General features: G+C 62.4%; 10 protein-coding genes. 4 read left to right on the top strand and 6 right to left on the bottom strand.

Going from position 1 to position 12,535, the window contains the following annotated elements; translation table 11 throughout:
• The first annotated feature begins 1 nt into the window (after position 1).
• Positions 2-193: an antitoxin gene (locus EIY71_RS05300; protein ID WP_085748461.1), complete on the top strand. Its 192-nt coding sequence runs from the start codon at positions 2-4 to the stop codon at positions 191-193.
• Positions 194-273: 80 nt separating this feature from the next.
• Here EIY71_RS05300 and EIY71_RS05305 read toward each other — a convergent pair whose 3' ends face one another.
• From EIY71_RS05305 to EIY71_RS05330, 6 genes are all read right to left on the bottom strand, one after another.
• On the bottom strand, positions 274-591 hold the full coding sequence (locus tag EIY71_RS05305) for a type II toxin-antitoxin system RelE/ParE family toxin (RefSeq protein ID WP_372239284.1): 318 nt from the start codon (positions 589-591) through the stop codon (positions 274-276).
• Positions 548-754 carry an antitoxin gene (locus EIY71_RS05310; protein ID WP_085748459.1) on the bottom strand — a complete coding sequence of 69 codons (207 nt, stop codon included), beginning with the start codon at positions 752-754 and terminating at the stop codon, positions 548-550. The genes EIY71_RS05305 and EIY71_RS05310 overlap by 44 nt, the downstream gene beginning before the upstream one ends.
• A gap of 267 nt (positions 755-1,021) precedes the next feature.
• On the bottom strand, positions 1,022-2,473 hold the full coding sequence (locus EIY71_RS05315) for a curlin (protein WP_129973934.1): 1,452 nt from the start codon (positions 2,471-2,473) through the stop codon (positions 1,022-1,024).
• Positions 2,474-2,499: 26 nt separating this feature from the next.
• A complete protein-coding gene (locus tag EIY71_RS05320) occupies positions 2,500-2,964 on the bottom strand; it encodes a curlin (RefSeq protein WP_007956150.1) in 465 nt (154 codons plus the stop codon).
• 70 nt (positions 2,965-3,034) lie between these two features.
• The gene (locus EIY71_RS05325; RefSeq protein ID WP_085748457.1) at positions 3,035-5,269 is read right to left on the bottom strand and encodes an Ig-like domain-containing protein; all 2,235 of its coding nucleotides are present in this window, start codon (positions 5,267-5,269) and stop codon (positions 3,035-3,037) included.
• 35 nt (positions 5,270-5,304) lie between these two features.
• Positions 5,305-6,651 carry a hypothetical protein gene (locus EIY71_RS05330; RefSeq protein ID WP_085748456.1) on the bottom strand — a complete coding sequence of 449 codons (1,347 nt, stop codon included), beginning with the start codon at positions 6,649-6,651 and terminating at the stop codon, positions 5,305-5,307.
• Positions 6,652-6,969: 318 nt separating this feature from the next.
• On the opposite strand from EIY71_RS05330, the gene EIY71_RS05335 reads away from it, so the two are divergent.
• The 3 genes from EIY71_RS05335 (at position 6,970) to EIY71_RS05345 (ending at position 12,473) form a co-directional block, all read left to right on the top strand.
• A complete protein-coding gene (locus tag EIY71_RS05335; protein ID WP_085748455.1) occupies positions 6,970-8,418 on the top strand; it encodes an ATP-binding protein in 1,449 nt (482 codons plus the stop codon).
• A 159-nt stretch (positions 8,419-8,577) separates the two neighbouring features.
• The gene (locus tag EIY71_RS05340; RefSeq protein WP_134020809.1) at positions 8,578-11,385 is read left to right on the top strand and encodes a multicopper oxidase domain-containing protein; all 2,808 of its coding nucleotides are present in this window, start codon (positions 8,578-8,580) and stop codon (positions 11,383-11,385) included.
• Positions 11,382-12,473 (top strand): SCO family protein, encoded by a 1,092-nt coding sequence (locus EIY71_RS05345; RefSeq protein ID WP_134020812.1) that lies wholly within the window; start codon positions 11,382-11,384, stop codon positions 12,471-12,473. The genes EIY71_RS05340 and EIY71_RS05345 overlap by 4 nt, the downstream gene beginning before the upstream one ends.
• Positions 12,474-12,535: the final 62 nt, after the last annotated feature.

Raw genomic sequence — 12,535 nt, forward strand, 5'->3', positions numbered from 1 at the left:
CATGGATCCCCTGATCTCCCCAATCATTTCAGACTTCGAAAGCGAAGAGCAGGCCGCCAGCTACGACCGCTGGTTGATTGCCAAAATACAGGCTTCAATCGATGACCCACGACCCAGCATTCCGAATGAGCAGGTGATGGCTGATATGTCGGCCCTGATGGAGGACAAACGAAGAAAGCATGAGGCGGGGTGAGGCTCTCGCAGCGGCAATACGAAAAAACCGCGATCCCTGACAGGAGCGCGGTTTTTGTTTGGAACGGAGCGAGCAACGTACTAGAAAAAACGACGTCGCGGGTACTCCTGACGCGTGTGCAGTACGTTCACGATTTCTATTCGATCAGTTACCCGATAGATGATTAGATAACTCGAATGTACAACAGCTTCTCGAGTGCCCGGGATCCGACCGGTTCGATAGAGGCGAGGATGTTCCAGAAGGTTGGATGCAGCTTTTCCAATCGCCCTGACGAGCTCTCTGGCTGCTCTCGGATGTCTTTCTGTTATGAAGTCGATAATTAGCATCAGCTTGGCCCGTGCTTCGGGCCTCCACTCAATCGACCTCGAAACCATTGTCTTTTGCCTTGAGCAAGGCATGTATCTCAGCCATCACCTGGTCATGCGAAATATTCGGACGCGGATCATCGAGAGAGGCCTGTACTTCGGCCCGAAACCAACGGTCATAACTCGCAGCCTGTTCCTCAGGATCAAGATCCGAAACAACCGGGCACAGTGGGTCGATCAAGGACGGGTCGATCATGGAACCTCCGGGTTTGGTGCCTGGAAGTCTATTCGGTAACGGTATCGCTGTCGTCGCTGTCTGGATGAATTGCATGTGGGCCAAGCTCCATGGGGATCAAGTTGTCCCGGCAAATCCTAGAGCCTGCACTTCCGACGGCCAACCGCCAGAATTCGTCAGAAAACTCCCCGAATTTCTGAAAACGTTCCGTTTTCCGTAGGACGCCACTCAAGCGTCAGCGCAAAAAAAACCGCGACCTCAAGATCGCGGTTTTCCAACACCCAACACTTACTGCTGCAAAACCGTCGCCTGGTTAGCCGACCCGAACTGCTGAATATTCGCGGTCTGCGTCATCCCGCTCTGATCCACATTGGCAATGTTCCCGGTGCCGCCCTGGGTTACATATGCCACGTTCATGGTGTCCGCCTGTTTCACGGTGATCATGTTGTCGCTGCCATACAGCTGCGCGGTGTACGCCTGGTTGCCGGTGCCGGACTGGTCGAATTCGGCGCTGTTGCCCGAGCCGTTCGACGAGCCTTGAACCAGGTTGGTGGTGCCGCGTTGGTCGGCGATGAGGATGTTGTCGCTGCCGTTCTGGTCGAAGTACAGCTCGTTGTAGGAATCCGCCTGGCTGACCGTCGTCTTGTTGCCAGTGCCGGTCTGATTGGTGGTCATGATCTGGCCGATGCCGTCCTGGGTGAAGCTGGCGATGTTGCCGTTGCCGGTCTGATTGACCGTGGCGCGCTGGTTGCTGCCGAACTGGCCGCCATGTTGCGGGCCTTTCCAGTTGCTGGCGTAGACCTTGTTGTCGTTGCCCACCGAGGTGGCGTTGAGGGTGTGGCTGTCGCCGTTCTGGTAGGTGAAGTGCACGTTGCCGTTGCCGACTTGATACAGCGCCAGGGTCGAGTTGACCGATTCGAACTGGTCGGCATAGATGGCGTTGGTGTTGCCGACCTGGGTGACGGCGGCGGTGTTGTTTTCGCCGAAGCTCTGGTCGACCACGGTTTCGTTGCTGTCGCCGTACTGGTTGACGGTGGCCTGGCTGGCCAGTTGCGAGTCTTGCCAGATTTCGGTGCCGTTGAGGTTGCCGAACTGGTTGATGGTGATGTTGCCGCCGGTGCCGTTGCGCTGGTCGCCGTAGGCGTAGTTGTTTTCGCCGGCCTGGTTGATGCCGATCTGGCCACCGTTGTGCAGCACTTGTTCGGCGGTGCCGTAGTTGGCGGTGCCGTACTGGGTGATCACCGAGCTGTTGCCGGTGCCTTCGTACAGTTGCTCGATGTTGGCTTCGTTGCTGTCGCCGAACTGGAAGGTCTTGCCTTCGCTGCCGTTCTGCGAGTCCTGATAGACGAACGAGAAATTGCCGGTGCCTTGCTGTTGTTGCAGGGCCTGGTTGCCGGCGCCGAAGCCGAGAGACTGGCTGGCGTGGGCGGTGTTGAAGGCACCGGTCTGTTGTTGGGTGATGGTGCTGTTGTCTTCGAAAAGCTGCTCGGCGTAACCGGCGTTGTAATCGCCGACCGCGTCCTGGGTGATGACGCTGGTGGCGGTGTCCTGCACGGCGGCGGCGTTGTTGCCCTGGCCCAGTTGGGTCTGGGTCGCGGTGCTGAACGGGGCCTGGGTCTGCTTCACATCAGCGATGTTGGCCGTACCGAACTGGCTCTGGGTGGAAAGGCTGTCGTCGGCCATGGCCTGGGCACTGATCATGACCAGGATGGCGGCGGTGAGGGGCGTCAGTTTGAACATGATGAACTCTCCGATGATTGCAGTGCTTAGCGATATTGCTTGACCGAAACGCTCATGCCGTTGCCCGACTGGGTCACGGCGCTTTGCAGCCCCGTGCCGGCCTGCTCGATGCTGGCGTCGTTGTTGTTGCCGTTTTGCGAAATCTGCGCACGGTTGTGGCTGCCGGTTTGCGTGATGGACGCGGCGTTGCCGGAGCCGTTTTGCGTGATCAGGGCCATCAGGTCGCTGCCTTGTTGCAGGATGTACGCCTCCTGATTGCTGCCCGACTGCACGATCTTGCCCAGCAGCGACTGACCGTTCTGCGACAGCAGCGCCAGGTTGACCTGGCCGTTCTGGTCGATCAGGGCTTGCTGGCCCACGGGAGGTGGCAGTTCGCCGAGATCGGCGCTGTTGGGCGCCAGGTCGTCGTTTTCCATCAGGTCGTCGGCGCGCACGCCCGCACTGACGCACAGGGCGAGCAGGCAAAGCAGGGCGGCGGTCGGCGTGTTCATGGCAAATATCCTGTGGGGCGTTAACCGTTGAGCGTTGCCCCGCCTGCCCGAAAGCAGGCGGGGCACTGGCTCAGAGCGTGGTCACCGACACCGTCCGCACGGTGCCTTGGGACGAGCGGATCGTGGCGGTCGGGTTGGCTGATGGCACGACCAGCGTGTTGTTCAGCGTCAGTCGCCAGCGTCCGGTCACCGGTACCGTGGTGGTACCCAGCGTTACCAGCCCGGTCGGGGTGGTGACCTGCACGGTGATGGTGTTGCCGGTGGTCACCGACGAGGTGCCGGCGAAGTCCCAGTTGAAGCGGCCGCCGGAGCGGGCCTGCACGGTCGAAGTGGTGATCGTGAAGGTTTCCGCCGCTGGCCGTGGCGACACTTGCACCGTGACGGTCGCCGGCGTCGACTGGGCGTTGAAGCTGTCCCGGGCGATGTAGGTGAAGGTCGTGGTGAAAGCCGTGGTCACGGTGGCCGGTGGGGTGTAGGTGATCACCGTGCCGTCGGTGCTGACCGTGCCGCGTCCTGCCGGCGGTTGGGTCAGGCTGGCGACGCCCAGCGGCGTGTTGCCTTCCGGATCGGTGTCGTTGGCCAGGACGTTGATCGGGATCGCGACACCCAGGGTGGCGACGCTGTCGGCGACGGCGGTCGGTGGCCGGTTAGGCGCGACGGTCACCGTCACGGTCGCCGGGTTGGCCGAGGCCAGGCCTTTGCTGTCTTGCGCCTTGTAGGTGAAGGTCGTGGTCAACGGTGTCGTCACCACGGCTGGCGGGGTGTAGACCACCGAGGTGGTGCCGCTCAGCGCGACGGTGCCTTGGCCGGCGGCCGGTTGAGTCAGCGCGGTGATGGTCAGCGGCACGTTGTTGTCCGGGTCGCTGTCGTTGGTCAGCAGGCTGAGGGTGATCGGCACGCCGAAGCTGGTGCTGCCGGTGTCGGCGTTGGCCAGTGGCGCCTGGTTCTCACCGGTGTCCGGTGCTGCACCGACCACTACGACTGGCTCGGTATCGCTGCCGCCGGCGGCGGATTTGACCGTGACGGTCGCCGGAGGCTGGGTCAGGTCGGCCACGGTGATTTTTTGCAGCGTGCCGGTTTTCGACAGACGTCCGTAGCCTTGGGCAACCATATCCGGCACCGCGACTTCATCTGTCGAGGTGGCTTCGATCAGCAGGCTGTGGTTGGCCCAGCTGTAGCGGGCGGTCTGGATTTTCACCACGTCGGTGAGCTTGGCCGAAACGGCGGTCGGACGGGTAGTGCCGGCCGGGTTGGTCGCGGTCACGACCACCACCGACGGCAGGGTGCCGGTGCCCAGGCGCTGGCCGAAGAACAACCCGTTGTTGTCGCCCAGCAGACTGGTCTGGCACGGCGTCGGTGGTGGGCCGGGCAGCAACGCCACGGTTTCGCGGAAGCACAGGGTCGAGCTGCTGTCAGCCTTGGCGAACACCTCGGCGCGCACACCGGCCGAGGTCCGGCGATAGGTGGCGCGGTCGATGGCGACTTGGGTTTGCTGACGATTGTCGAGGACCTTGCCGGCGACGGTGAACAGGTTGGTCTGAATCGAGCCGGCGCCCGACGGACCATCGATCCGCAGGAAGTTGGTGTTGAACGGGCTGCCGGTCACCGCTTCGGTGAGATTCGGGTCGCCGACGAAGGTTTCGATGCCGCCGGTGTCCGGGTTCACTTCGGTATAAGGGCCGTTGATGCTGCGCAGGAATGGGCCGATGGCGCCGTCGAGCGCACCGCTGAAGTTGCCCGGCGCGCCGATGCCGACGTCCTTGGTGATGTTGATTGCTCGTCGACCCGGTGTGGTGACGTTGACCGTTTCAACACCATACGGGTGGGTGATGGTGTAGGTGCCGGCCACCGGGACGTTCACCCGGATGCGGATCCGCGCGAAGCTTTGCTGATCGCCGTCCACCGGGTTTTCTGCAGCGAATGCCGCTTCGATCCCGGCCACGTAGGCATCCACGCCGAAACCGGCACCGTTGTTGGGGATCGCGGTTTCCGCCAGGAACCAGAACGCTTCCGGCGGCCAGTTGTCGGGGAACACCATCGGCAGGCTGTCATCGAACACGCCCGGTTCCGGCAGCAAAGTGCACATGTACGCCGGCGGGGTGCTGACCGGCACCCGCGAACTGGCGGCGCGCGACTGGCAGAGCTCCATCGACAGTTGATTGTTGTCCTGATACCACATCGGGAATTTCCCGGTGGCGAAGGTGTAGGGGCCGGGATCGACGGCGGCCAGTTGCGCGAACGCACTGCCGGTCAGCGAGATTGTCAGCCCGAGCGCGTTGAGCGCGAAGCGTGGCCACTTGTTCATGATGCCTCCTGATGCGGATCTGGGCATGTGAGCGTTCATTGCACGATGACCACTTCTTCGGTATCGCTGCCGCCGTTGGACGACGTCACCCGAACCTTGGCCGGTGGAATCGGCGTGATCCCGGTGGCCAGGGTTTTCACCGCGCCATCACCGCCCAGCGCACCGATGGTGGCGCCGGTGCCGGAGGTGGCGGTGAGCACCGGTGGCGAGGTTTCGTCACTGGTCGAGGCCACCACGGTCAATTGCCCGGAAGTGAGGCTGTACTCGGCGCGCTGGATCACCACCAGGTCGGTCAGGTTCATGGGCAGGGTGGTCGGCGAACTGGTGGCGATCGCCAGGTGGTTGTCGGCGGTCACCTGCAGCACGGAGGGCAAAGTCGGGTTGACCGCCGATTGCGCGTACCAGCTGCCGGTGCTGTCGGCTTCTGTCATGTTCACCACGGGCGTGCTGCTGGTGATGGCGGCGGTACCCGGCGCGGGCGGGGCTTTGACGAACACGTCTTGTTGGGCCACTGGTGCGCTTTCGCCGGGCTTGCGCGAGTAGGTGCTGCGCTCGGTGATCAGAGGCGTTGGCCGCACTACTGTCGACAACTTGCCGGACACGGCGAAAGTCGTGCTGCGCAGGTCGATGCCGCCCGGGCCTTCGATGCGTACGTAGTTGGTGTTGAACGGGCTGCCGGTGACCGCTTCGTTGAGGTTCGGATCGCCAACAAACTGTTCGGCCGCGCCGGTCAACGGATTGGTCTCGGTGTACGGCCCGTTGACGCTGCGCAGGAACGGACCGATGTCACCCTTGAGCGCGCCGTCGTAGGTTTGCGGGGTGCCGATGCCGATGTCGCGGGTCATGTTGATCGCGCGCCGGCCGGGGGTATCGACGGTGAATACATCGACGCCGTAGGGGTGGGTGATGACGTAGGTGCCGGCAGTGGGCACATCGACCCGGATGCGGATTCGGGCGAAGCTGATCTGGTCGCCCTCTGCGGGGTCGCCGCCGCCGAACGCGGCTTCGATGGCGCTGACGTAAGTCAGGTCGATGCCGCGTGCTGCATCGACGACGGTGGTTTCTCCGGTGAACCAGAAGGCTTCATCGGGGAAGTTGGTGGGGAATACGAGCGGTTGCGCGTCATCGAACACGCCGGGGGTCGGCAGCAGCGAGCACATGTACGACGGGGCGCCGGGTGTGCTCGGCACGCGGGAGCTGAGCGCTTTGGACAGGCACAGATCCAGGGTGCGACCGTGGCTGTCCTGATACCAGCTGGCGAAACCGCCATTGGCCGGTGTGTAGGGACCCGGATCGACGGCGAACAGAGCGGCCTGGGCAATGCCCTGGGCCAAGGCGCTCACGACCAGGACGGTCGCGGTTTTGGACAGTAAAGGGTGCATGAGTTAATCCCTCTATCAAAGTACCTGCCCCTTGGGGATGGGTCAGTTGCAGAGGGCTTTACAACTTCCATACCAACGACGGGCCAAACGGCGGCAAACGCCCGTGGCGCAAGGGTTCGCGGCTTGTCGTGGGGGAAAAGGACGCACGTCCGGATAGGGCGACTGTCCCCAGCATTGGGGATTGTGGGGGCATGAACGCCTGGCGGTTTTCGCCTGACCGGGAAATCGGCCGAACGTGGGGCCGTTCACCCCCCGCATCCGGGCAAACACCCAACCGTGGGCTATAACCCTATAGGGACGTATCGGGAAGTCGCCGCCATGAACATGCAGTCAAAAACGCTACCGGTCGAGGAGGGCAGCCAGCGGCTGAACTCGCGCAAGCAGCCGTTCAACCTGTTGCGCTGGTTTTCATTGATCAGCATGGCGGTGATCGGCACCGTGGCGGTGGCGCTCGGGGCGGTGTCGACACGGTTCGTGATCGAAGAAAGCGTGCAGCGCGATGCCTTGCTCACTGCGCAGTTCATTCAGGCCATCGCGTCGGCGGAAGTGCGCCACGTTTCGATCCCCAATATCCGCACCATGGGGGAGTTGCTCGACCCTCGTCAGGACAACGATTTTCCCGATGTCGACCCGCAAGCCCGGGCCAGCGCCAGAGGTGAGTTTCTTGATCACATCGAGCATTTGCCGGATGTGATCCTCGCCAACATTTATGCGCCGGACCGTACCGTGATCTGGTCGACCAACCCGGCGCTGGTCAACACCCGCATTCATGCCGACGAAGACCTCGACCGGGCCTTCGATGAAAAGATCCCGGTGTCGGCGAGTTACCACAACGTAGACAAGGGCCGTGAAGAACAGAAGTTCGTGGTGCCGCCGGAATACATCTTCATTGAAAACTACATTCCACTGTTCGACGCCGAGGGCAAGAACGTCACGGCGATGGTCGAGATCTATAAGGAGCCCAAGGACCTGATCGCCCGCATGGAGCGCGGTCTGGCGCTGATCTGGCTGGCCACCGCGCTGGGCGGCGGGCTGATTTACCTGGGGTTGTACTGGATCGTGCGGCGGGCGGCGATTCTGCTGGCGGCCCAGCAAAAACAACTGATCGCCAACGAAACCTTTGTCGCGCTGGGCGAGATGTCTTCGGCAGTGGCCCACAGTCTGCGCAACCCGCTGGCGACCATTCGCTCCAGCGCCGAGCTGGCGCTGGAGTTCGACGCGGGGCCGGCACAGAAGAACATCAAGGACATCATCGGCCAGGTCGACCGCATGTCGAAGTGGGTGCGCGAACTGCTGCAATCGTTGCGACCGCTCAATGACGACCCGGAACCGGTGAACCTGGTGGCGGCGCTGCACGACAGCCTGATGGCGTTCGAGCAGCAGATTGCCAAGGCTGGCGTGCACGTGGTGTTTCAACCTCAGCAGACGCCGATGGTGCTGAGCCAGCCGGTGCAGCTCACACAAATCCTCAACAGCCTGCTGGCCAATGCGCTGGAAGCGATGGACAAGGGCGGCACACTGACCATCACCCTCGAACCGAGCGACAGCCGTGGCGTAAGCGTTGTACTCAGCGACACCGGCAAAGGCATGAACGAGGAACAGCGCAGCATGGCGTTCCGGCCGTTCTTCACCACCAAGCAGGGCGGCCTCGGCGTGGGGCTGGTACTGGTCAAACGGATCATGGAACGCTTCGGCGGGGGCGTGAGCCTGGACAGCCGTGAAGGCGAGGGCACCACCGTTCGTCTGGCGTTTCAGCTCATTCAGTAAATTGGGGTGAACTTTCCCCCAGCAGTGGGTGTCAGGCCCCGGTCACCGGGGAGTGGGGAATGCAACAGCGCGTGCAAGTCCCTGTAACAACTGGAAATGATTTTTTGGCGAGGTAATTGCAAAACACCATCACCCCTTCCTTAGATGAGGCGGCTGGTGATGGACAGAGCAATGCGTGACCCCAAAAAGCTTTTCCTGTTGACGCCACTGAGCGTCTTTCTGATGTTGACCCTGGGCCAGATGTCCGCGGTCCGAGCGAGCCCGATCGACGACGAGAATCAGCCGGAAGCGTCCGACCCGTCGGCCTATTACGACGAGCCCGAAGACCGCGCTGGCGCGCTCAATGCAATCCTGACGATGCCCGAGGCCAACGTAGACTCCTTCGATCTGCCTGACGGGGTCAAAGGCACGCGCAACACGACGCGCACGGAAAACATCCTGCCGCCCACCGTCCAGACCAGTTTCAATTACCCCACCAACGGCAAGCCAAGCCCGCTGTACGGTGCCCAGCCGTTCACTCAGCAACTGGTGCTGTTCGAAGAGTTCGGCCCGGAAAAACTCGACCCGACCACACCGGCCGCGCCGTTGAGCTTCCCGCCTGCGGCCATCGGCCCGGCACCGGCGCAAGACCCGAACAACATCGCCCGCAGCGCGCCACCCGGCACCGCGCTGGATGCATTCCTGCGTCAACCGGGGCTCACGCCATTTCCGAGCCAGTATGCCAACACGGTTGACCGCAACCCTTGGCAGGCGCAGATCGAACTGTTCCTCAACCGTCACATCGGTTCCTCCGCCGAAGGCCGGCCACCGGGAAAAGGTTGGGCTCATCAGCGCTGGAACGAGTTCTACCCGCAAGTCGCCTACAAGACCGTGCAAACCGGTGCGCGGCTGAACGGCGGCCTGCGTGACAGTCGGCAGATGCACGGTTATGCGGTGGGCGAATTCGGCCCCGGCGGTCTGTACCACAACGTCGCGGGCGTGCCGGCGACGGATGGCACGGCCAAGGGTGTCGATCCACGGTTCCACCCGGCGATGCCGGTTCAGGACCACAACTCGGTGTGGACCTTCGACGGTACGCTGCCGCCGAAACTGTTGATGGTGCGCTACGGCCAACCGGTGCTGATGCGGCACTACAACGGTTTGCCGATCGACCCATCGGCCAACCGCGGTTTCGGCCTGCACACCATCACCACCCACGAGCACAACGGCCACGCGCCAGCGGAAAGCGACGGTTATGCCAACGCGTTCTTCTTCCCCGGCCAGTTTTACGACTATCGCTGGCCGATCCAGCTCGCCGGTTATGACAGCATTAACACCAAGGCTGAAGATCCACGCGCCGCATTCCCGTGCGCACCGGGGGAAACCCTGTGGGTCAACGACCTGCAGCCTGCGAAAAAGACCTGCGACCACGGCACCATCAGGATTCGCGGCGACTGGCGCGAAACCATGAGCACCCACTGGTTCCACGACCACATGCTCGATTTCACCGCGCAGAACGTCTACAAGGGCAACGCGGCGATGATGAACTACTACAGCGCCCTGGACCGTGGCAACGAATCGGTGAACGACGGCGTCAACCTGCGTTTCCCCAGCGGCAGCGCCTTGCCGTGGGGCAACCGCGACTATGACGTCAACCTGGTGTTCGCCGACAAGGCCTGGGATCAGCAGGGTCAGCTGTGGTTCAACCCGTTCAACACTGACGGCTTCATCGGCGATCAGGTGCTGGTCAACTGGCAGTGGAAACCGACCCTCGACGTACGGGCGCGCAGTTATCGCTTCCGCCTCCTCAATGGTTCGGTGTCGCGCTACTTCAAGCTCGCCCTGGTGCGTGAAGTCAAAGGCACCGGCGGCGAATTCCAGGGGCCGAGAAACTCCGGTGTGTCGTACAGCCGGGTGCCGTTCCACATGATCGCCAACGACGGCAACATCATGGAACACAGCGTGCCGTTCGACGGTTCGATGGACCTGGATGCCGACGGCGACAAACAGAACCACAACGCGATTCTGCCGACTCAGGGCATCGCCGAGCGGTTCGACATCATCGTCAACTTTGCGAAAAACGGCATCAAACCGGGCGACAAGCTGTTCTTCGTCAACCTGCAGGCCCAAGACGACGGCAAGGGCCCGAAAGAAGTGATCCCGCTGGCCGACGTGCTGTCGGAGAAATACCTGGCAGTCATCAAACAGACCAGCAAGGGTCCGCAATGGGATCGGGGTGACCCGGTGGTAGGCAAGGTCCTGCAACTCAACGTCAAGGCTTATACCGGCCAGGATCTGTCGATGAACCCGGCGGCCTACGAACCGGCCAAACCGGGCAAGGCGGAAGGCCTGGTGATGATTCCGCTGAAGATCCACCGTGACAACGCTGCCGACAAGGCGCTGCTGGCCAAGGCCTTGCACCGGACCTTCATCTTCGGCCGCTCCGACGGCACCGATGAAGCGCCGTGGACGATCAAGACCGATGGCGGTTTCGGCTTCCACATGGACCCGCGCCGGTTGAATGCGTCGACCAAACTGGCCAGCGGCCCGACCGACGCCGGAGTCAGCGGCATCGGTACCCTGGAAGTGTGGAACATCAAGGCCGGTGGCACGGGCTGGAGCCATCCGGTACACGTGCACTTCGAGGAGGGGATCATCCTCAGCCGTGGCGGCAAGGCCCCGCCTGAGTGGGAAAAATGGGCGCGCAAGGACGTCTATCGCATCGGTTCTGAAGCCGACGGGCTGGACAGCGTGGAAATGGCGATCAACTTTCGCGAGTTCGCCGGGACTTACATGGAGCACTGTCACAACACCCAGCATGAGGACAACTCGATGCTGCTGCGTTGGGACCTGGAAAAACCCGGGCAACTGCAGTTGATGCCGACGCCGCTGCCGAGCTGGGATGGCGTGCGCTACGTCAACTCCGCCGCGCTGCCAACCTTCCGCACTGGCGACGGCTTCGGCCCGCAAGTGATCGTGAAACCATGAAAAGGGAGGGAGCCGACATGACCCAGCCAACGCCGCGCTCCCGCGCCCTGGGCATGCACCTGATTCTGGTGCTGGTCACCTGCCTGCTCGGCAGCCAGGTGCTCATCGCCCATCAGGCGCAGCCCGAAGGCGCCAGTGAATCCGCCACCCCGTGGGGTGGCGACTATTTCCCCAACACCCTGCTGACCGACCAGGACGGTCGGCAGGTGCGCTTTTTCGATGACCTGATCAAAGACAAGGTGGTGGTGATCAACTTCATCTTCACCTCGTGCAGCGACTCCTGCCCGCTGGAAACCGCGCGCTTGCGCCAGGTGCAGAAACTGCTGGGGGACCGAGTCGGGAAAGACATCTTTTTCTACTCGATCACCATCGATCCGCTGAGCGACACCCCCGAAGTGCTCAAGGCCTACGCGCAACGCTTCAAGGTCGGCCCTGGCTGGAAATTCCTCACCGGCGAGTTCGAAGACGTCACCGAGCTGCGCAAGAAGCTCGGGCTGTTCATCGAAGGCGTCGACAACGGGCGCACCAAGGACCACAACCTGAGCCTGATCGTCGGCAACCAGAGCACCGGACGCTGGATGAAAGCCTCGCCGTTCGAAAACCCGTGGATCCTCGCCGACCAGCTCGCCAATACCTTGCAGAACTGGAAACAGGCCAGCACCGAAGAAAGCTACGCCGACGCCCCGCAGATCCGGCCGCCGAGCAATGGTGAAGAACTGTTCCGCACCCGCTGCGCTTCGTGTCACAGCCTCGGCCCGCAGGACGGCGAAGGCATCGGCATGCGCAACATCGGCCCGGACCTGATCGGCGTGACCCGCCAGCGCAATTCGGCCTGGCTCAATCGCTGGATCCGCGAACCGGATCGCGTACTGGCTGAAAAGGACCCGATCGCGCTGCAACTGTTCGAGCAATACGAGCGTATCCCGATGCCCAATCTGCGCCTGGACGAGGCCTCGGCGCAGTCGATCATCGACTTTCTGAGTGCCGAAACCGAGCGTCAGCATCCGTCCGTGCAGCCCTTGGCCGACGGGGCATTGACGCCAGTAAAACCGGCTTCTGCCAGCGAAACGGTGAGTCGTATGCAGTAGCGGCTAAATAGCATCATTGAACCGTGTGTCACGGTCATTGCCACCTACACTCATTCGAGAGA

Origin of the sequence: Pseudomonas sp. CH235 (assembly GCF_004368175.1) — a bacterium.
Lineage (GTDB): Bacteria > Pseudomonadota > Gammaproteobacteria > Pseudomonadales > Pseudomonadaceae > Aquipseudomonas > Aquipseudomonas paraglycinae.